Genomic DNA, 19,471 nt, shown 5'->3' with positions numbered 1-19,471 from the left:
AAATCAATACTAAATTATTGATTTAAATAGATAATTTACTTTTTGATTTAAAAACAGAAAACTATGATACGCCGAAAAAAGAATGAGCAAGATTTTGCTAAGCAATGCATATTTCGCGCAATACAATTTCTTTAACAGGAGCAGAAAATCGAGCTTTGCAGAAGGATTTACCAAATACCGCGATGACGCCAGCATCCGAATTTTTCAGACTGGTCTGGTGCAAGGCGGTTTTGGCGCCGCCGCTCAATGGTTTTCTCGTCCTGAGAAATTTCCTGCCAGAATTTTTGAAACGCCTGACTGCGTTGTTTCATCATTCCCTTCAGAGACTGAAAAAGAGGCATGAATAACACTCCTGTATCGTCAAGTTAACAGAATTAACATTCCGTTAATGTCTGCCAATGCAGTGCTATTGTCAATAATCCCATTAATTTTATGTGATTTAAGATTGCCAATCCGGTGCCGAACAACAAAAAACCGCTGCATTGCTGCAGCGATTTTTCTTTCAACATCAATAAGATGAAATCTTACTTATTGCGGATTGTCTGCAGGCCGTCATTCCAGACTTTCAGCTCCGACAAAACGGTCTTTGCACTGGCTTCAACCATTTCAGTTGCAACAAATGCGCCATTTTCATTGAGGAACTGCGGATAATTCGGCAGCGGAATACCTTCCGGCAGCGGCACCATGCGCAATGTGCTCAAATGCGAACGGGCAACCTGTGCGGAGCGCAGACCACCGGAAACACCGCCATAGCTCATAATAGCCGCAGGCTTATAGTTCCATTCTGTATTCAAATAATTGACTGCGTTGAAGAACTCAGCCGGCGGGGAATAGTTATATTCCGGAATAACAAAGACAAATGCATCACCGGCATCAATGAGCTTGCTCCATTTTTTGGTATGCTCATGCTCGTATTTCTGCGCGCGCGGGTGCGTGGATTCATCAAAGAACGGCAGTTTAACTTCTGCCAGATCAATCAGTTCTGCATCAAAATCAGAGTTTGCAGCTGCAAAATCATTAAACCATTTGGCAAATTTATCACCATGACGCGCAGAACGCGTCGCACAAATGATTGTATAAAGCTTTGGCACGGACATTTCCTTTTTCAGCAGAAAGGCAGAATGACGCCCCTCTTTTCAGCACATCTGTTAAGAGTGTTTCAGCGAAACTGCAAGTTCTCTCCTGCGACACACTGTTCACAAAATAGGACAATGTGCTTTCATAAAAAAACGCCGCATCAAAATGATGCGGCGTTTCTCTTTTAACAGTCTTCCTGCTTAATAATCATAAGCAGGTAAAGCCGTAATTTTTACTTTGGCGATATTCCGGCGTTCCATTGTCAGCACTTCAAACTCAAAGCCCTCAGCAGTGAGTTTTTCACCACCAACAGGAATATGTCCGAGGTGCCAGAGTACAAAGCCCGCCAGCGTGGTGTAACGGTCATCCTCATCCACCAGATCACGCTCAAGAATACCACTCAGGCGGCGGATATCCGTAAAGCCATCGGCAATCCAGACACCGTCTTCCTGTGTTTCAACACTTGGTGAATCCCCTTCTTCGTCCGGAAACTCACCGGCAATCGCTTCGAGAATATCGGTCGGTGTTGCAACGCCTTCAAAAGAGCCATGCTCGTCCACGATAACAGCCATCTGCACCGACGATCCGCGTAACTGCTCCATAACACGCAGCACATTGCTGTGCTCATGCACGACCAGCGGCTGCTTCATAGCACTCTGCCAGTCAATCGGTGCGGAATCTGCCAGATAAAGCAAGAGGTCCTTTGTCAGCGCAACACCGACAAATTCATCCACCTGCCCGCGTGCAAGAATAACCCGCGAATGAGCAAACTGACGCAACTCAGCACGCAGCTCTTCCTCACTCGCATCCAGATCAAGCCACTCCACTTCGTTACGCGGTGTCATGATAGAACGAACCGGACGATCGGCGAGATCAAGCACGCCGCGGATCATTTCTTTCTCTTCCGGACGGAACACATCGGCAGCCGCCGTATGCTCGGCAATCACATCAATGGTTTCCGATAGAGCATTGTCACTGCCACGGCCACCGCCGAGAAGACGCAAAACCGCACCGGCCGTACGCTCACGCAGATCATTGGTCGTCACCCGCTTCTCGCGGTTGTGACGGCCGACCTGATTGGCAGCCTCGATCAGGATCGAGAAGCCGATAGCAGCATAGAGATAGCCCTTAGGCACGTGATAACCAAAGCCTTCAATCACCAGACTGAAACCGATCATCATCAGGAAGCCAAGACACAGGATTACCACGGTCGGATGCTTGTTAACAAAAGACATCAGCGGCTTGGAAGCCAGCATCATCACGCCCATAGCAATCACAACGGCAATCATCATTACCGGCAGATGCTGCACCATACCGACAGCTGTAATCACGCTATCGAGCGAGAACACGGCATCAAGTACAACGATCTGGGCAATAACCTGCCAGAACACTGCATGAACCGGATTAACTTCTTTAACAGTATTTTCGCCCTCAAGGCGCTCATGCAGCTCCATAGTGCCTTTTGCAAGCAGGAACACACCACCGAAAATCATTATGATATCGCGGCCGGAGAAACCAAAAGAGAAAATAGTAAAGAGAGGCTGGGTAAGTGTTACGATCCACGAGATCGAAGCCAGCAAACCAAGACGCATCAAAAGCGCAAGCGCAAGACCAAGCAAACGCGCTTTATTGCGCTGGCTCGGTGGCAATTTACCGGCAAGGATCGAGATAAAAACGAGATTGTCGATACCAAGAACAATCTCAAGAACAATCAGTGTAACCAAGCCTATCCAGGCATTGGGATCGGCAATCCATTCCATGGGTTGTCGTTTCCTAGAGTTTCTGTTGCAGGGTGCGCAAGCAAGGCTGCATGGAGCCAGACAAACGCGCAAGCGCCGGATAAGCTTCACGGACATAAGCGGAGTGCAGTTTCACTCCCGCGCCTCTCATGAAGCCAAATTGCCAGACACGCTCATTCGCAGACCAATTTTGTTTTGATTTTTTCAAATCACGAGCCGTCAGACCAAAAATCTTTGCAGACTTCCGGACGGGCACGTTACAAATTGATGTGAAAAACAGGAGGAATTTGTCCCGTATGCCGGTCTCCTTATCGGAAAACAGGCATGCGATATCATCTGCCAGCATGGCAGTTTTATCACGCATGAATTTTGCAAAACGGGAAACTTGCACATAAGGCAAAACAACTGTCTGGTTATTCACAGACATGTTCCGGCTATATTCAGAGTGCAGCAGAACTGAGTTTCGGATTGCTACCAACTTGGAGCGGCAACAATCCGTAATAGACGAATCGTCAGAAGTATCTTCCGGCATAAGAGCTTTTAAAAACCCCGTTAGGCGCAGCAGCGCAGTTAAAATTCTCAATGCAAACGATATTTTGCATATAAAATTTCAGAGCACACCTCATACAACAGCTGAAGCATGCTCTGACAATTCAGATTTATAATGAGTGCAAACGCAGCCCTAATCAAGTTGTTCTGCAAAAAATTTTCAAAACAGAACAACCATAATCCGCCAGTAACACCAGTACCAACGGGTTATTGGCGACAAAACACCTATGAAAGCGCGATATTACTCTGCCGGAGCCGTTGTAACTTTATTCTTGCGAACACCGCGTCTGCGTTCATTTTTAGGGCGTGCGCGCATGAAGCGGACACCAACGATACTGACAACCGTCGCGACAACAGTCAGACCAACTGCCATCCAGACCCAGTCAGAGCCACTGAGATTAGCAAAAATTCCGGCACCTTGGCCGGCAAGCCAGCCGGGCAAAATCATGACCGGCGCCCAAACCAGCGCAGACGAAATATTAGCTGTTTGAAACCGTTTTTGATCCATCGACATCATACCCGCGACCAGCGGCACGGTACAACGAACAGGCCCAAAAAAACGTCCGAAGAACACGGCAGCAAAACCATATTTGCGAAACAGCAAACGAGCCTGCGCAATATGTGAACGGTATTTATTCAGCGGCCACTGATGGATTACGCGGCGGCCCAGCCACCAGCCAAGAAAATATGAAATAACATCGCCGATGACCGCGCCAATAACAGCGCCGATCAGAACAGGCATAGGATCAATAATACCGGCACCAACCAAACCACCAATAGCCAGCATGATCGGCGTTGCCGGAATCAGCATACCGATAACCGCCAGTGACTCGCCAAATGCTATCAATCCGACAATTGGCCCCGCCCAAACCTGATTGGCCGAGATAAACTGTCCGATATCACCGATAAAACCGTCCATTGAACCCTCAGATCATGCAAAGCATGAGGAAATGCTATGTGCTGCTGCGCCGTCGTTCTTGTAACAGATTAATACTGCCTGAAAAGCAATTTAACCAACACCGTATTGGATGCTATGCCAGTTTTTTTGTGCCTAATTATGGCACAAAAACAAAACTCTGATGACAGAGGGCACCCGTATCAACAATATTAAGCTGATAGCTTTACCGGCGAAGTGATTAATATTCCGGTTCACGGCCGATATTAAATGTAGCCTGATATACCCACACGGCAACATTGCAAGTTATATGTGCAGTTCAAAGCACGGCATCAAGACCGGCCGGGCAGTTATATCCGCTCGTCCTGCACAACAAAGCCAATTTTTCCTGCTGTTCGCAGAGCTCTAAACTTATTTGACGCAGCATTGTCCCGCCCGATACACATAATGCGTGTATTCGTTTTCTGTTCATAAGCTGCGGTGGCAACACATTTTTTTCAAAAAAATAATTTCCGGACTAGACAGAGCTAAAGTGCCCCTTTATAGAACCGAACACTTACTGAATGCGAGTTCAGAAAAGTGGGTGCGTAGCTCAGTCGGTAGAGCAGCTGACTCTTAATCAGCGGGTCACAGGTTCGATCCCTGTCGCACCCACCAAGCTTTTCAATAGCTTAGTGATTTCCCCATTAGAACGAACTGCCGTAGTTTACATCTGGTTTACAGATTTTGTGCAATCTTGCTTCCTGATCAGGTTTCGATTGAATGCACTAAAGTACTCTTTATTCATCTCTGACAGGAACATGGATGAGCTGAAAGATTGCCATGCAGTTCACGAACAACCCCATCTAAATGAAATTGAAAACCCTGTCCGATGCAAAGCTAGAGGCTGCAAAGGTCAAATGCGCATAGCAATGGTCAGGCTTGATGAAATGAACGGATTCGTCGGAGGGATGGCATGAGTGTAGAGAGCGTAGTTAATAATCTTTGCCGTTCTTATGCGTGAATTTCCAGCTACCATCATCTCTCATTACAGCCTGCAAATCATCGGATGGATAACTTACTTGATCACCAGTAGTACGATCACCTATCTCTAATATAATGCAATCGTGAGAAGTTCTGTTTTCCAGATGATGCGCAGTTCCATTTGCAGGAAAACCTGCAACCATTCCGACTTCAAGCTGCCTTTCTCCTGCATCAGTGATTAACGTCGGACGCCCCTCAAGCACATATATAAATTCATCTTGCATTGAATGGCGATGATGAAGAGCGGAAATTGAGTTTGGCAGCAAGCGCGTTAGATTAACCCCGAAATTGCTCAAGCCGAAGATATCGCCTAACGGCTGCTTTATGCGGTCTGCAACGAAAGAGGCGTATGGCTCGGGGTAATTACTTGGTTTTAGACGTGCTGGAGCATCGCAGGCAAAAATTGCATCAGGCTTTATTGGCATCATGCGCTCCACTACAAGGTTTGATTCTAACCGATACAATACTTCTTCCTATGCCTCTCAGATAGTTGTGAAAAAAGCTCATTATCATAAATTGAGCGGGCTTACGGCACGGCAAACCCACCTCTTATCATGAAGCTGACCACGCTAAGAATCAGGACGCTGATAATGAGCCATATGACCTTTGCTAGCGTATCGCTCACACCGGATATTTTCTTTTCCAGATCATTAAACCGGTTGTCCATGTGCTTCCACTGCTCATCTTTTCGGGCATCGGCCAGTTCAGCTTGTCGCTGCCATTGTTCTAGATTGGTCACAGGCAATTGACTGGAAAGTTCGCATTCCCTATATTGATGAACTAAGGTACCGGCACCTGCCGCCTGCAGACGTAAGTCACGGTGAAGCTCGGATTAACTAGACACCTCACCCTCGAAGCATTTCGCGCGGTGGGCAATGCAGGCCCCCATTCCACTTTGAAATGCCTCATATGAGGAGTGAGCGATGTCTACAAGACACGCTACCCAACAGGTTAATCCTTTTCTGACCGTCCCTATCGGGCGGTTGTTTCTGTTAAATGCCCTTCCCATGACAGTGGTTATGTCGATGGGGGGAGTTCTTAATATTGTTGATGGCGTTTTCGTCGGCCACTTCATCGGATCCGACGCACTCGCAGCAGTGAGCCTGGCCTTTCCGGTTGCTATGGTGCTTTCAGCGCTGTCGACCCTGACTGGCGGCGGCATGTCGAGCCTGATGGCGCGGCATCTTGGTGCCGGGGATCGCATAACCGCCGGGCGCGTCTTTGCCGAAACACATGGGCTGGTGCTGGCGATTTCGGTTGGTCTTGTCGTGCTATGGGAAGTGGTCGGTACTACGCTTATCGGATCTATGGCCGCAGGCAATTCCAAAATCGCCGAATTGGCGCAGGATTATCTGCGGATAATAATTCTTGGTGCGCCGGTACAACTGATGCTTGGCATCCATGCGGATGCGCTGCGCAGCGAGGGACAGGCCGGTCTGATTGCCACCCTGTCTGTGCTGATTAACCTCTTCAATATCGGCGCGAATTGGCTAGGGATCGTGGTACTTGGCCTCGGAGTTTCTGGCTCAGCCCTTGGCACGGTTGCAGCCCAAGCCCTTGGGCTGGTGCTGGTGCTTGGCGTAAGGAGATACAGCAAGAGATTGTTGCCGCTGTCAGTTCTACGCACGCAAAGCTGGCTAGGCGCTTGGTTAGAGATCATTCGACTGGGCCTGCCATTATGCCTCAGCTTCATCGGCATCGCCGTGGTCGCCAGCACCGTGATGCTATTCCTGCGACTTCATGCAGGAGCGGAATATGGCGCCTTGGTCGCCGCCTATGGTGTCGTGACGCGGCTTTTAAGCTTTGCCTTTCTGCCACAGATGGCAATCGCGCTGGCCACGCAAAGCATTACCGGCAACAATGTTGGTGCGGGGAGAAACGATCGGGCATTAGCCACGTTGCGGCTGGCGATGAGCGTAGCTTTCCTTTGGTGCATGTCAGTGGCGTTAATAGGCACTGTCGCAGGAACCACTCTCGGCAGTTGGTTCAGCTATGACCCAGCCGTAATCGACGCTGTTACGGAGATACTGCGGCCTATGATGCTGCTTTATGTATCATCCGGACCGATCCTCGTCTTGGCGTTATATTTCCAAAGCCTAGGCCAATCCGGTCGGACGGCAGCACTCACTTTGGTGAAACCTTGGCTGCTGACACCCCTATTCATATTAACGCTTTCTGCGGGCTTTGGGGTGCGAGGCATTTGGATAGCGTTTCCATTGGCGGAAGCGATCATGCTGATAATCGCTGTGTTAATCGCGCGCAACGTCTTGAGCACCACCGGCACACAAGCTTTTAATGCAGAGGAACACCGATGACCATTGATGATGCAAAAGCTCAGGCTAAAGCCTTGCGCGTAGCTCTTCAGGCACAAGGAACTGTGATCAGTCATGCACAATCGCTGGAGTTGATTGCCCGACAGAACGGCGCAAAGGACTGGAACACGTTCTACGCCCGGTTAGCAATGCGCAATGCACCGCCAGAACTGGCTCTGAATGATCGGGTGCGCGGCCGCTATCTTGGCCAACCTTTTAACGGACAGATAATCGGCCTTTCTGGCTCTAACAACTACCGGCAGATTACAATCCGCTTCGATACGCCAGTTGATGTGGTTCGGTTCGAGAGTTTCTCAAACCTGCGCCGCCAGATCAAAGCCACAATCAATGAGCACGGCCGTTCACATTACCATACCTCAGATGGTGAACCACAGTTAATAGTTGAACACGAATAAGGATAAGCTCGGTAGATAGATACGACATAGCCCGTCTATCGCATTATGTTGATAGTACTTGCTGGCATTGCCGGTCAGAGATTCTGACCGGCAATATTATTATTTGGATTGATTAATCCAGTTGATCACTTTGAGAATATTTTCATACAGCATTACTGTATCGATAAAAGTTCCAATTAGAGCGACAATCATCCATTTCATAAACCCGCCAACTGTTCGCAAGGCAATGGCCAGACGAAGCCCGTCTTTCAGTGCTTCGATAGCATCCCCACGAGATTGAGAAACGGGCCCGATGCATAACGCAAGACTGCAGAGGAAGCATGCGCATGGCAATGGTCAAGCTGGATGAAATGAGCGGCTTTGTCAGAGGGATGGCATAAGCATCTAGGCACTTAGCGTCAGCATGAGAAATAGATGATTCAATATTTTGCGCAACATGCAACTCTAAAGTATCTCTCGCTCCAAGAGTGCGATCAACCAATCAGCAAAAACTTGAACACGACGCGAGAGATGCCGACGATGTGAATAGAGTAGTGTCATTGGCAGTGGCTCAGCACGGTGGTTCGGCAAAACTTCAACTAACTCGCCTGTCCTGATATGTTCACGAACATCATAAGCGGGAATTTGGATGAGGCCGAGATCCGCAAGACAACAAGCAATATAGGCTTCAGCACCGTTCACAGTTACACGACTACGCATCCGCAGCGTTTGCAATACACCATCTTCTACCCATTCCCATGGCTCTACCCGTCCGGTTGATGGTGAAGCATAATTCACTGCCCAGTGCGTTTTCAGATCTTCAATATCATACGGGATACCATGTTGAGCTAAATAGCCAGAGCTGGCAACATTGATAAGAGGCAGTTCACCAATACTGCGCGCAATCAGACCGGAGTCAGTCAGAGAACCAACGCGCAGTACACAATCAACACTTTCCCCGATGAGATCTACTGCACGATCTGTTACACCCAGGGTCACATCAATTCCCGGATATTCTTTAAAGAAAGCTGGAAGCGACGGTGCAACGATCAACCGTCCAATTCGTCCCGGTACATCAACCCTCAATGTTCCTGCAGGTTTAGCACCCTGTCGAAATAGCCCCTCGGCTTCCTCAACATCGGCGACAACCCGAAGACAGCGTTCATAAAGCGCAAGACCATCATGGGTCGGCGAAACCTTTCGGGTAGTACGATGTAAAAGACGAGCGCCAACTCTCCCCTCTAATTCGGCTATTGCTGCCGACACTGAAGAACGTGGTAAACCGAGCAAGTCAGCAGCACGCGTGAAACTTGTCGTATCTACTACACGAGTAAAAATGCGAAACAGATCAATACGATCCAAGCTCAATACATTCCATTGTTCACGATTTCTGACATATGATGGCAGAATATCACCCTTTATGTGCCTAATCCAGACGGTAGATTACTTGAAAGCAGTCGTGGTGTGATACCGCCACTGCTTTCAAAGGGAGACCCGACCTATGAATAATCGTACAATTAGCGGCAAAACTGTGCTCATCGCCGGAGGAGCAAAAAACCTTGGCGGACTGATCGCCCGCGATTTCGCAAATCAGGGAGCAAAGGCTATTGCTGTCCACTATAACAGCAGCGCTTCAAAGACCGACGCAGAAGCGACTGTCGCCGCCATCAAGGCCAATGGTGCCGAAGCCGTCGCCTTTCAGGCCGATCTTACCACGGCCGGAGCAATAGAAAGTCTGTTTGATAAAGTCGTTGCCACCATTGGCAAGCCAGACTTCGCCATTAATACCGTTGGGAAAGTACTTAAAAAACCCATCCTCGATATTTCAGAAGCTGAATACGATGAGATGAGCGCAGTTAATGCAAAATCCGCCTTCTTCTTTTTGAAAGAAGCCGGTAAGCACCTGAATGATAATGGTGCAATTGTTACGCTCGTAACCTCGCTGCTCGGCGCATTTACGCCTTTCTACTCCAGCTATGCAGGAACCAAAGCGCCCGTCGAGCATTTTACCCGTGCAGCTTCAAAAGAGTTCGGCGGTCGTGGCATTTCCGTGACAGCGATTGGCCCTGGCCCGATGGATACTCCATTTTTCTATGGTCAGGAATCCGCAGATGCGCAGGCCTATCATAAGACTGCAGCAGCCCTGTCGAAGTTCTCTAAAACCGGACTGACCGATATTAAAGATATTGTACCCTACATCCGTTTTTTGGTGACTGAAGGCTGGTGGATGACTGGCCAGACTATTCTCGTCAACGGCGGCTACACCACAAAGTAATATGCTTTAATAGTTCGGATGGCGGCGTTTTCGGATCGCCGCCATGTTCCGGCGCGCCCCTGATCAGCTAAAAAGCGCAGGATAAAATGTGCAATCAAGATAGTACCGAGTTATATAATTCTTAACTCAAGCAAGCGGAATTGCGTGCAGACTTCATAGGCTACTGCTCAAAGTAGACATGTAGCAGCAGGGGTTACAACATTAAAAATATGTAATCTAATGCATTGGTTTCATTCATTTATGGTTCATCCGCGCCACCGTACTCTTAAGGCAACAACACAGGAGAGCCATATGTTTAAGAAATCTATTCTAGTAGCTGTAGCACTTACTTTTGTTGGCGCGCCATTGGCCCAAGCTCGGGACTATCAACCGCTGCCTAAGGCTGAACAGCATCGTTATGAGCCTAGCCGCCCAAGCTATGGCAAGCACTACAACAAGCCAAATGATCGTGGCTACAATAAAAGATGGTCAAAAGGCCAACGTTATGGTGACTGGCGTCGCCATCAAGAAGTTCGTGACTACAAACGTCATGGTCTGCGCAAGCCTGGTCGCGGCCAGCACTGGGTGAAAGTCGACAACCAGTATTTGTTGATTTCAGCTGCAACAGGTTTAATCGCAGCGATGATGATGGCACGATAATACAGGTCAAGCATTGCCGATCAGAGAGACTGGTCGGCAATGCTATTATCTGAATTGATTAATCCAGTTTAGCACTTTGAGAGTATTTTCGTACAGCATTACTGTCCCGATACACGTATCAACGACCATCCACTTCATCAGACTGCCGGCCATTCGCAGAGCAATGACATGACGCAAAAGTTAATATGCATTAATAAAACACATTCCTCTGATATTCATAACCATTGATAGTCGTTAAACTGAGACACTCCATGAATAACAATGTTTTAGCGATTTTTATTAAGAAGGAGGGAAAATTTATGTCTAATTTAAAAAGCCATCAAACACGCCTGAATTCGTTGAATAGTCCAATACAGCAAAGAAACTTTCATGCTGTAGCGGCAACAGATCAGCAGTTATCAAAGGCACATCGCACTGAAAAACCAGCAGCCCGTACCGCTGCGGACTTAGGCGCTATCTTAAAAAAGATTGGTGGCGGTCACTCACGGTCACGACAGCCAAGACACTAATGTAGTATCGCTTATCAGCCCGGCAGCCAAAGGCGAAAAGTGCATTGCATCAATGATGTGAAAAACAGCCTAATCTTCAAACCTCCCCCAAAACATCACTGGATACTGGCAGCCGGAATACCTATCATTGGGAGTAATTTGTTTTAATCTCGAATGAATGGTTTGATACCCGATTATGACGGCAATAGTTAATCAGCCTCACCCATCCATTGATAAAGCATCAATTCAGAAGCTTGTTACCACATTTTATGGACGCGCTCGTGAAGATGAATTGATCGGCCCCATCTTTGACAGGGCTGTTCATGATTGGGATCACCATATCGCGCAGATTACAGAGTTCTGGGCAGCGATTATTCTCAAAACTGGCGGATATGATGGGCGACCAATGGCACCCCATCTGAAACTCAATCTAAAAAATGAGCATTTTGACCGCTGGATCAGTATCTTTGAGCAAACCGCGCATGAAATCTTCCCTGAAGAGGCAGCAATCATCTTTATTGACAGGGCACACCGCATTGCAAACAGCTTTGAAATGGCAATAGCTACCCAAGCCGGGGAAATAGCTTCAACACGCCATTTGCGACGACCTCTTTGATTTTGCCCCCCTAACTATCCGGATTTTTTCTCCTGTGCCAACACAGCGAGCACCTGATCCAGACGCTTATTGGTCTCTCTTGCACTATCTCTCGTTTCTTCTTTTAATTCCTTCATACCCTCACGCAGTTGGTTCACATGACCATCGAGATCAACTCGGCGTACATAGTCATCACGCGTTCTGTTGATCCTCTCATGCAGCGCATCGTCACCGGCTTTGATAGACGCCGCCAGCGAACGAAATGAAGCGATCAGTGCTATGATGAATGAGACTGCCATAGAAGCAGATATCCCGATCAACCATTTGATATCCTCTCCCATCACCAACACCCCGCTTTCTTTCCATATGCATTATGACCGGCAACGCTTTTGCCTGCGCTCTGGTCATTGCCTGCCAGGTACACAGCCGTTTCCGGTTTAAGGCTTATCTTCTGCCAACCCGCGCAATTGCTCGCACTGGTCGCGCAACCCGCCAAGCTCAACACACAGAGCAACGCTATCCAAATTGTCGATTGTCTCATTAATCCCTGCCCTGTTCTGGATTGCTTGTGTCACAGCTTGAGCGGCCTTCAATGCCGCATCCTGCTTGCCGTCATGTTGCCCGAGCGCATAAAAAAAGAGGCCTGAAACTGCCCCTCCGATGACCGCGCCAGTGATGTGTTGGAGACTGATCTTCATGCCACTTGATCCTGCATGCGCTTGATGAGGAAATATGCACCGGTCGCGAATGCCCCAACCATGATAATTGCGAGCGCCCACTGCATGGGGCCGGTGCCGGAAGCCATGCCGCCAAGACCGGATAAAAGACCACCAGCAGATGCCCACGCCTCTGGTTTTTTCAGCGTTTCCATGATTGATTGATCTTTGGGGTTGGCTTTAGCCGTGGAAGCGAAAACATCAGTAGTTACTTGGAATCCCCGTATGAGCTGACGTGACTGCGCTTCCACAATGGACACGCGCTTTTGCCAACCCCGCCCGAACACCGGCCAAGTCTTCAATGTGCGCATGAACCGAAGGCGTTCAGCGGCATAAGCCGTAATGAGATCGCCCTTATATGCCTTCACAGCAGTAACAGTCTGACCGCCCACAATACCATCCGCAATCACGCCAACCACGCGTTGCAGCGACTTAACCGCCTGTGCGGGTCCACTATTCACACCATAATCGAAGGCCATGAAGTCGATACCAACCGGAAGCAGATCACCACCGGATTGAACCCAATATGAGCGTCTGTAAATCTTTGCGGCCTCTTCCATCGTGAGCGCCTTGACCTGAGTAGGCGTAACACTGGCAACACCGCGGTGCGCGGCTAATGTCTTGTGTGTGATACCGTATTTGGTAGCACCGCCCGTGTCTTTTGGGTTATTCACATATTCGCCTTCATGACCAAACATCAGGTCGAGCGCGGTCGTTAAGGTCTCACGCATAGCGTTCCTTTCAAAAAAAGAAGCCCCGCGTGAGCGAGGCTTAATATGGGCAAACGTAGAAGATGCGAAACGCGTTAATCTGCCAAACGCGGAACTTTAGATTACATTAGTAATGTACGATATTTTCCGGCGTGACTTTTTATCGATGTACATTAACTGATCAGCTTCTCGTAGAGCCAACTTCAATGAACTCAAGGATGGATCCACGCAGGCGATACCGAAGCTTGCACCTGAATATTCAAAGCTACAGCTTTCAAAGTGATATGTGCCTATCAATAATGGTGTCAACCGGTTCCGGATGACATCCGCATTTCCCTCCGGAGTGTCCGAGTTTGGCGGAGCAACCTGCCCAATTACAATAAATTCATCTCCACCAAAGCGTCCCAGCATATCATTCGCACGGAGCCCTTCTGATAAGCGTCGACCTGCTTCGATTAGAAACTTGTCTCCTACTTCGTGCCCGTAAGCATCATTTATAGCTTTGAAACCATCCAGATCGATAAAAACAACCAGAACCCACTGACCGGTACGTTTTCCCAGAGTAAACAACCGATCCAGTTCCACTAAGATTGCACGCCTGTTAGGGAGGTCTGTTAATACATCATAATTTGCTGCATAAAGCTCATCTTGACGGCGTAAAGACGAATGTCTGATCGCTAGAGCAGCTAGCAAAATAAAGACAATACCAAGCAGGCCAATGAGTGCTGTTATCCAGAAGTGTTGTCTTCGCATAGGATCAATCTGCTCTAGCGAAGCCAACGTAAACAACTGATAATGTGTACCGCTCAATGGTCTACGCTTTACCAAATACTGCTTGCCATCAATGAACCATAGATTTTCATAGGATTGGTGAGGAACGGCATGAATATCCAGCGCCTCACCCAATTCTTCTTCACCGTCCGGCGGCAAAACAGTCCCCTCTGGCATAAGTTGAGCGATATTTCGCAGCATAAATAATGATAACGACGATGTAATCACACGCCCTTGACGGTTCACGATTAATGCCGTGTGATGTCCCGTCAAATAAGTAGCGACATCTGGTGCATCAAACTTGACTGTAACTGACCCGTGCGCCTCATAATTCTCATCATCAATACGGCTGCTCACAAAATAGGACGGCGTTTTATTCAAACGCGCGATACCGAATGAAGAACCTTTGCCCGTGCGAAGTGCTTCAATAAGATAGGGGCGCCCCGAATAGATCATACCTACGATACTATCACTTTCAGCCCAATTACTGGCCGTCACCGTATCATCAGACATATTATTCATATAAATGCGGGCATAGCGAAGATCACCTGCCAATCTGTTCATTACATCGCCAACCTTGCGCACCAAAGGATCACGTGTAAATTCGACAGCCCGCTGTTGGCGGGTCATATTCGCAAATCCGGGCGGGTCTGTTCGATATTTTACTGCAAGCTTTATAACATCAGCATTTCCGGCCACCATATTGGCAATACTGGACATTTCGGTAAATACCCGATCCATTACATGCGCTGTGGTAGTTGACTCATAGTCAGCGCTCGCAGCCACATCCTTGAGCTCTACTTTTATAATGGCCTGTGATATCCACCAGCCGATACTAGCTACTGACAGCAACCAAATCATAACCGACACTAACGTTATCTTGCTAAAAGCAGATAACGTATTTTGAGCACGTGTATTTCGATGGCGCAGAACTTCGTTCACACCACCCTCACAAGACGGCAATGGAATGCGATCATCACTGTAATCAACGATTTCCCCCACTTTATAACTTGCTCAAAAATAAGCGCCTGGTGGCTTGTCCCTCAAAAAAGCATTAATTTTTATCATAAATGGATATTGAACACCAAACAGCTATTATGTCAGTTTGGTCATTTTTTATAACGTAAATATATCGTGTGCTACTTAAACCTGGCGGCGATTTTTCCAATAAAAGCATCATCTAAAATACATCATACTTAAGAGACTGTACAAAGAGCCAAACTAAACAACCTCAAACTTGCTAGCAAAAGCTGGTATTCTCGCCATCTCTACTGACATGATTATCACATTCTCCCTATTCCTGCCGACCATTTATCTGGCCACTGTTTTCGACAATATCAACATTGGCTATACTGCTAATTGCCGCGCCGCCTATGCCACCCGACGAGCCAACCAACCCATTCCCGTTATTGCCGTTTATGCCAGCGTCCCCATTGGCTCCTGAGCTTCCCCACGCACCACCATGCCCGCCATTACCACCGCGGCCGGCATTCGTTCCGCCAGCGTTACCCGAGGCACCAGCACCCGACGCCAAGTTAAAACCTTGCCCAGTTCCGCCTGCACCACCGGTGCCACCATCGGTATAAACATTCTGGTTTTGCTGGAATATGCGATAGATCTTAAAGAATGAGGTTCCGCTCACCCCACCATCCGGAGTTCCTCTGTAATATCTCGCTCCGTTTATGTCATAAAACGTTGTACTAAAACTCTGATTATCCCACCTTAAAAGCTCTTGCCCGCCCCAACTAATAATAACGCGACTGAAGTTATTAACCCAGGTCCATCCGTAACCATTGCCGCGAAGATCCCCCTCCGTTGGTTCTCTGATAGTAACATTCTGGGCATAGGTACCGCCGCCGCCCTTCCCGCCTTGCCCGCCGGATCCACCGCCGCCACGAATAATCCCCTTATTGATCAGCTGAAGATTGTTACCGTTTCTTCCTTTAAAATTGGCATGAAGAGCAATCCCGCCGTTACCTGCACCGGCTACAGTCCATTTACCGCCACCTCCTGATATGAAGGCTCCTGCCTCAACCTCAAGCATCAGTTTACCGCCGAAGGATCCGGCCTGCCCTGAAACTGCATCGGTAATAGCCAGTGCAGCTGTGCCCGAAATATTGCCAAAATCAACATCGCTGATAATAAGCCTTTTAGCCTTATCACTTACCCAGTCATCGGGTGTGAAAAAGCTCTTAATCAAGCCGTTATATTGCGCTGTGCTGGTGGCTTTAACAACGACTTCATTGGCCTTGCCATAGAAGTCACTGAACATGATCTGCCCGGATGGTTTTTCAGCTAAGGCTCGGATAGCAGGATCATTTAATGAAAAAGGTGCGTTATGAGCACGCCCTAATTCAGCATTAATCATCGCTGCAGTCATCATACCCGAAAGAGGCAGTGTCATGATACATTAGCTCCGATGTCACCGCTTGCCATGAGATCTCCGTCAATGTTCACAGTTCCTGTAAACTGAGGATTTACGTTCTTCGCATAATCGTTGAGCAGCTGGTCAATTTCCTGCTTTGTGTAATAAGTGTTCAAGTCTTCCGGCTGTACAGCGGTTTCCGCCAACTCGCCTTGTTCTGTTGTAGCCGCACCAACATCAGCAGCCGTCAGATGAACTTCAGCTTCGCTGTGACCGTTTACGCTTTTTACGCCGCTGCCGGCGTTCTCTCTGGCTTTTTCAGCCCAGTGCCAAGCAGAGAACCCTTGATGTTCACCATCATCCACCAGCTCATCAACCGATGCCTGAGCCCAGTCACGAGCAAAAGCTACCTGCTGATCGGCCAGCATCTGCGAAGCTTCCGCATCCGCTGCATGTTGTGCTGCAGACCGGTCGCTTGCAGCTGCATTACTCTCAGCTTTTTCCGCTCCGGTCTGAGCTGCAAGTGCTGCCGGAGTAACATCACCAACAGGACCTGGCACCAAAACGATATTAAGCACCTGATCCGGGCTTTCCCCTGTAATCGTTGCTGAAGGGGTATCACCTGCGGCCACAGTACCGATGGACAATCGTACCGGAACACCGTCTTTGCCTTGCGTCCCTGTAAGATAGATCGGCGGGCTCCAGCTATTCGCAATCTTCTCATAAACAGCTGCGCGTTGATCCCCTGTATCGATAATCAACACACGAAACCCTGTGACTGCACTACTATGTTTATTCAGTCCGTCCTGCGTTAGTTCCGTAGCATCCCAGCCTATCGCCGCACCATAAGCTCCGGCATCAAGCTCCTGAGCAGTCCCGATGCCAACATAGCGCCATTCACGCCCTGAGCCTTGGAAAGAGGCTGCGATATGATAAGCGCCGCCACGTACATGAAAGCTTGCCAATCCCTCACTATCAGCCTGAAACGGATTACCAAGACCGATGGCGCCTTCCCGATCCCCGTACAGTACGGCCAAAGCGCCGGTTGTTTCATCTCGCACAGTCACATATGCATGGGGAATAACATTGCCCTGCAAATTGGTGATGGTTGAATGCCACTTTGCAAATGCCATAGTTTAATCCCGTCAGTTCACACGCGGTCCGCGGATATCACCCTGACCACCTTCAAAAGTAAGAAATGAATGCCCGTCAATTGCGTTTCCGCAATCAGCGTGACCGTTACCGGCAGGAGCCCCGGCTGCACCACCTGCATAGCCAGGTGTTGGCGTTCCGGCGTTTTCAGATGTTGCTATATTTAATGGCATTTGCTGAGATCCGGCTAAATAGCCCTGACCACCGCCACCGCCATATCGGAATGTCCCACTTTGCACACGTTCGTGACCGCCACCGCCACCTGACCAAATTTGATTATTGTTTTTGATCTTGACGGGGTTACGCGAATAGAGAGCGTGCCCGCCTCTTTCACCGGCTCCGCTTGAGTTAATCCAGGCTCCGTTACCACCCTTACCCTGAATGCGACCTCTGACCTGTAATGTCAGTTTACAACCGGCTGGCCATGAGCCCACGTTGAAAGCTGGCAGATCAATGCTCTGTGAGCCGACAATGACACCAGCAGAAACAATGCAAACGATATCATCATTGGCGGTCGGCGCCGGATACAGCTGATCATAAGCCACGCGCCAGTTAAAGTTCAGCGTATTGCTGTCGATGATGATAGTCCGGTTATCCAAATCCTCACTTGAGAACTCAACAAAGCGCATTTCGTCTGCTGTTATGTCAAAGCCGGTATCAGTCGGTAGAAGTCGTGTGATCTGGATCGGTACCGCCTCCTGCTCACCCGCAGCATTCTGGAGCGGGCGTGCAAACAACCGGTAGCCGCGACCAAGAACCGGCGGCTGGATGTCTGGATCGAGAAAAGTGCTGAACCGGAACTGCCGTGGCGGATCAACAAACCGGCCGAGCATAATCTCATTCACACGCTGAGCAATCGGCCGGCCAAAGCGTGGTACCCATGACGAATAAATTGTTTTGATTGCTGCGCCGCCATAATCATCCTCTGCCTCTAAGTTCACATCGAACTGCATTGAGTGATAAGATATCGGTTCAGACGCCTTACTCAGCGGACTAGTGATACCGAAATATGTACTGACCTGAGACAAGCGGCGCTGCGGCTGTTCAGTAATCTGAAGCGAACCTTTGAGAATATTGCTGTCATCAAACACGGCAGCATCCGTCTCAATCTTGCGCAAAACCGCGAGGCGAATTGTGCGGCTGACATCATCCCACCAGACAGACAACGCTGCCTGCTCAATCAGCTCAGAGACCAGCTTATCAACGGCAGTCGGTTCAGCAATAATTCGGGTATAGAGCCGGCGCAGGAATGCACCGGTCTCCGCTTTCCAGTTATCAAGCCGGATATATTCAGCCGGCACGCCCGCATAATTCACGAACAAATCACGAATGATATCTGCCGGATCCTGACCATTGTAGCGGATACAGACCTGAACACGATCTTGCGCTTTGTGCTCAATAGCCTGAGTGCCTTCCTGCCCTCGGGTCAGGTTGCCCCTTAGCGCGACCCTTTTTTATAGCGTCAGAAAACTCTTCATGAACTCGCGCCCATTCATAGACACATTCACGAGACACACCGATCTCCCCTGCCCATGAAGCAAGTGTAAAACCCTCTCCAAGATGAGAGATCACATCATCTACATACGCGGCTTTGTATTTTGTTGGCCGACCTCCGGCATGACGATCCGCCTTATCCGCTATTTGCTTAACGCGAACCGGCGTCATATCTCATCCTTTCACCGCTTCGACCAATGCGCATTATTATACACACCCATCTTGAAAATTTTGATCGTTTTGTGTATTTATATACACATTGATATAACGGAGAGG

General features: G+C 48.7%; 21 protein-coding genes and 1 tRNA gene. 8 read left to right on the top strand and 14 right to left on the bottom strand.

The features are described from left to right. Positions 1 to 82: 82 nt before the first annotated feature. The gene (locus P8H26_RS00190) at positions 83 to 343 is read left to right on the top strand and encodes a hypothetical protein (RefSeq protein ID WP_289630860.1); all 261 of its coding nucleotides are present in this window, start codon (positions 83 to 85) and stop codon (positions 341 to 343) included. 181 nt (positions 344 to 524) lie between these two features. Here P8H26_RS00190 and P8H26_RS00185 read toward each other — a convergent pair whose 3' ends face one another. The 4 genes from P8H26_RS00185 to P8H26_RS00170 form a co-directional block, all read right to left on the bottom strand. Further along, on the bottom strand, positions 525 to 1,091 hold the full coding sequence (locus P8H26_RS00185; protein ID WP_374708189.1) for an NADPH-dependent FMN reductase: 567 nt from the start codon (positions 1,089 to 1,091) through the stop codon (positions 525 to 527). 186 nt (positions 1,092 to 1,277) lie between these two features. Next, positions 1,278 to 2,837 (bottom strand): TerC family protein, encoded by a 1,560-nt coding sequence (locus tag P8H26_RS00180; protein WP_289630858.1) that lies wholly within the window; start codon positions 2,835 to 2,837, stop codon positions 1,278 to 1,280. A gap of 13 nt (positions 2,838 to 2,850) precedes the next feature. Continuing rightward, a complete protein-coding gene (locus P8H26_RS00175; RefSeq protein ID WP_289630857.1) occupies positions 2,851 to 3,237 on the bottom strand; it encodes a hypothetical protein in 387 nt (128 codons plus the stop codon). A gap of 369 nt (positions 3,238 to 3,606) precedes the next feature. Next, positions 3,607 to 4,284, bottom strand: coding sequence for a DedA family protein (locus P8H26_RS00170; protein ID WP_289630856.1), 678 nt, complete (start codon positions 4,282 to 4,284; stop codon positions 3,607 to 3,609). Positions 4,285 to 4,841: 557 nt separating this feature from the next. On the opposite strand from P8H26_RS00170, the gene P8H26_RS00165 reads away from it, so the two are divergent. Next, positions 4,842 to 4,917 (top strand) — tRNA-Lys (locus P8H26_RS00165). 317 nt (positions 4,918 to 5,234) lie between these two features. On the opposite strand, the gene P8H26_RS00160 is transcribed toward P8H26_RS00165, so the two are convergent. Both P8H26_RS00160 and P8H26_RS00155 read right to left on the bottom strand, forming a co-directional pair. Next, on the bottom strand, positions 5,235 to 5,747 hold the full coding sequence (locus tag P8H26_RS00160) for a cupin domain-containing protein (RefSeq protein WP_308446645.1): 513 nt from the start codon (positions 5,745 to 5,747) through the stop codon (positions 5,235 to 5,237). Between the two features lie 62 nt (positions 5,748 to 5,809). Then, positions 5,810 to 6,022 carry a hypothetical protein gene (locus tag P8H26_RS00155; protein WP_289630855.1) on the bottom strand — a complete coding sequence of 71 codons (213 nt, stop codon included), beginning with the start codon at positions 6,020 to 6,022 and terminating at the stop codon, positions 5,810 to 5,812. 184 nt (positions 6,023 to 6,206) lie between these two features. Between P8H26_RS00155 and P8H26_RS00150 the strand changes: the two genes are divergently transcribed. Both P8H26_RS00150 and P8H26_RS00145 read left to right on the top strand, forming a co-directional pair. Beyond that, the gene (locus P8H26_RS00150; RefSeq protein ID WP_289630854.1) at positions 6,207 to 7,598 is read left to right on the top strand and encodes an MATE family efflux transporter; all 1,392 of its coding nucleotides are present in this window, start codon (positions 6,207 to 6,209) and stop codon (positions 7,596 to 7,598) included. Beyond that, positions 7,595 to 8,011: a glyoxalase superfamily protein gene (locus P8H26_RS00145; RefSeq protein WP_289630853.1), complete on the top strand. Its 417-nt coding sequence runs from the start codon at positions 7,595 to 7,597 to the stop codon at positions 8,009 to 8,011. Before P8H26_RS00150 ends, P8H26_RS00145 begins: the two co-directional genes overlap by 4 nt. Before the next feature lie 444 nt (positions 8,012 to 8,455). Here P8H26_RS00145 and P8H26_RS00140 read toward each other — a convergent pair whose 3' ends face one another. Next, a complete protein-coding gene (locus P8H26_RS00140; RefSeq protein WP_289630852.1) occupies positions 8,456 to 9,352 on the bottom strand; it encodes a LysR family transcriptional regulator in 897 nt (298 codons plus the stop codon). Positions 9,353 to 9,491: 139 nt separating this feature from the next. Here P8H26_RS00140 and P8H26_RS00135 point away from each other — a divergent pair, with 139 nt between their 5' ends. The 4 genes from P8H26_RS00135 (at position 9,492) to P8H26_RS00120 (ending at position 12,008) form a co-directional block, all read left to right on the top strand. Continuing rightward, the gene (locus P8H26_RS00135; protein ID WP_289630851.1) at positions 9,492 to 10,265 is read left to right on the top strand and encodes an SDR family oxidoreductase; all 774 of its coding nucleotides are present in this window, start codon (positions 9,492 to 9,494) and stop codon (positions 10,263 to 10,265) included. A gap of 291 nt (positions 10,266 to 10,556) precedes the next feature. Continuing rightward, on the top strand, positions 10,557 to 10,904 hold the full coding sequence (locus P8H26_RS00130; protein WP_289630850.1) for an RcnB family protein: 348 nt from the start codon (positions 10,557 to 10,559) through the stop codon (positions 10,902 to 10,904). A gap of 251 nt (positions 10,905 to 11,155) precedes the next feature. Further along, positions 11,156 to 11,413 (top strand): hypothetical protein, encoded by a 258-nt coding sequence (locus P8H26_RS00125; protein ID WP_289630849.1) that lies wholly within the window; start codon positions 11,156 to 11,158, stop codon positions 11,411 to 11,413. A gap of 175 nt (positions 11,414 to 11,588) precedes the next feature. Beyond that, the gene (locus P8H26_RS00120; RefSeq protein WP_289630848.1) at positions 11,589 to 12,008 is read left to right on the top strand and encodes a group III truncated hemoglobin; all 420 of its coding nucleotides are present in this window, start codon (positions 11,589 to 11,591) and stop codon (positions 12,006 to 12,008) included. A gap of 14 nt (positions 12,009 to 12,022) precedes the next feature. On the opposite strand, the gene P8H26_RS00115 is transcribed toward P8H26_RS00120, so the two are convergent. The 7 genes from P8H26_RS00115 to P8H26_RS00085 form a co-directional block, all read right to left on the bottom strand. Further along, positions 12,023 to 12,328, bottom strand: a complete 306-nt coding sequence (locus tag P8H26_RS00115) for a hypothetical protein (protein WP_289630847.1) — start codon at positions 12,326 to 12,328, stop codon at positions 12,023 to 12,025. A 96-nt stretch (positions 12,329 to 12,424) separates the two neighbouring features. Next, on the bottom strand, positions 12,425 to 12,685 hold the full coding sequence (locus P8H26_RS00110) for a hypothetical protein (RefSeq protein WP_289630846.1): 261 nt from the start codon (positions 12,683 to 12,685) through the stop codon (positions 12,425 to 12,427). Beyond that, positions 12,682 to 13,434 carry a glycoside hydrolase family 108 protein gene (locus P8H26_RS00105; protein WP_289630845.1) on the bottom strand — a complete coding sequence of 251 codons (753 nt, stop codon included), beginning with the start codon at positions 13,432 to 13,434 and terminating at the stop codon, positions 12,682 to 12,684. Before P8H26_RS00105 ends, P8H26_RS00110 begins: the two co-directional genes overlap by 4 nt. A 96-nt stretch (positions 13,435 to 13,530) precedes the next feature. Next, positions 13,531 to 15,186, bottom strand: a complete 1,656-nt coding sequence (locus P8H26_RS00100) for a sensor domain-containing diguanylate cyclase (protein ID WP_289630844.1) — start codon at positions 15,184 to 15,186, stop codon at positions 13,531 to 13,533. A 292-nt stretch (positions 15,187 to 15,478) separates the two neighbouring features. Continuing rightward, positions 15,479 to 16,588 carry a hypothetical protein gene (locus tag P8H26_RS00095; RefSeq protein WP_289630843.1) on the bottom strand — a complete coding sequence of 370 codons (1,110 nt, stop codon included), beginning with the start codon at positions 16,586 to 16,588 and terminating at the stop codon, positions 15,479 to 15,481. Further along, positions 16,585 to 17,682, bottom strand: coding sequence for a hypothetical protein (locus tag P8H26_RS00090; protein ID WP_289630842.1), 1,098 nt, complete (start codon positions 17,680 to 17,682; stop codon positions 16,585 to 16,587). Before P8H26_RS00090 ends, P8H26_RS00095 begins: the two co-directional genes overlap by 4 nt. Before the next feature lie 12 nt (positions 17,683 to 17,694). Further along, positions 17,695 to 19,017, bottom strand: coding sequence for a hypothetical protein (locus P8H26_RS00085; protein ID WP_289630841.1), 1,323 nt, complete (start codon positions 19,015 to 19,017; stop codon positions 17,695 to 17,697). Between the last annotated feature and the right edge of the window lie 454 nt (positions 19,018 to 19,471).

It is taken from the genome of Pseudochrobactrum sp. sp1633, assembly GCF_030376605.1.
GTDB lineage: Bacteria > Pseudomonadota > Alphaproteobacteria > Rhizobiales > Rhizobiaceae > Pseudochrobactrum.
The sequence above is the reverse complement of the archived record's forward strand: the minus strand, read 5'-3'. Positions and strand labels throughout refer to the sequence as shown.

What these genes read in the sequence shown, in the direction of transcription:
- P8H26_RS00190 (WP_289630860.1), top strand. Translation starts at nt 83, where the DNA reads ATGAGCAAGATTTTGCTAAGCAATGCATATTTCGCGCAATACAATTTC.
- P8H26_RS00180 (WP_289630858.1), bottom strand. Translation starts at nt 2,837, where the DNA reads ATGGAATGGATTGCCGATCCCAATGCCTGGATAGGCTTGGTTACACTG.
- P8H26_RS00170 (WP_289630856.1), bottom strand. Translation starts at nt 4,284, where the DNA reads ATGGACGGTTTTATCGGTGATATCGGACAGTTTATCTCGGCCAATCAG.
- P8H26_RS00150 (WP_289630854.1), top strand. Translation starts at nt 6,207, where the DNA reads ATGTCTACAAGACACGCTACCCAACAGGTTAATCCTTTTCTGACCGTC.
- P8H26_RS00145 (WP_289630853.1), top strand. Translation starts at nt 7,595, where the DNA reads ATGACCATTGATGATGCAAAAGCTCAGGCTAAAGCCTTGCGCGTAGCT.
- P8H26_RS00135 (WP_289630851.1), top strand. Translation starts at nt 9,492, where the DNA reads ATGAATAATCGTACAATTAGCGGCAAAACTGTGCTCATCGCCGGAGGA.
- P8H26_RS00130 (WP_289630850.1), top strand. Translation starts at nt 10,557, where the DNA reads ATGTTTAAGAAATCTATTCTAGTAGCTGTAGCACTTACTTTTGTTGGC.
- P8H26_RS00125 (WP_289630849.1), top strand. Translation starts at nt 11,156, where the DNA reads ATGAATAACAATGTTTTAGCGATTTTTATTAAGAAGGAGGGAAAATTT.
- P8H26_RS00120 (WP_289630848.1), top strand. Translation starts at nt 11,589, where the DNA reads ATGACGGCAATAGTTAATCAGCCTCACCCATCCATTGATAAAGCATCA.
- P8H26_RS00115 (WP_289630847.1), bottom strand. Translation starts at nt 12,328, where the DNA reads ATGGGAGAGGATATCAAATGGTTGATCGGGATATCTGCTTCTATGGCA.
- P8H26_RS00110 (WP_289630846.1), bottom strand. Translation starts at nt 12,685, where the DNA reads ATGAAGATCAGTCTCCAACACATCACTGGCGCGGTCATCGGAGGGGCA.
- P8H26_RS00105 (WP_289630845.1), bottom strand. Translation starts at nt 13,434, where the DNA reads ATGCGTGAGACCTTAACGACCGCGCTCGACCTGATGTTTGGTCATGAA.
- P8H26_RS00095 (WP_289630843.1), bottom strand. Translation starts at nt 16,588, where the DNA reads ATGACACTGCCTCTTTCGGGTATGATGACTGCAGCGATGATTAATGCT.
- P8H26_RS00090 (WP_289630842.1), bottom strand. Translation starts at nt 17,682, where the DNA reads ATGGCATTTGCAAAGTGGCATTCAACCATCACCAATTTGCAGGGCAAT.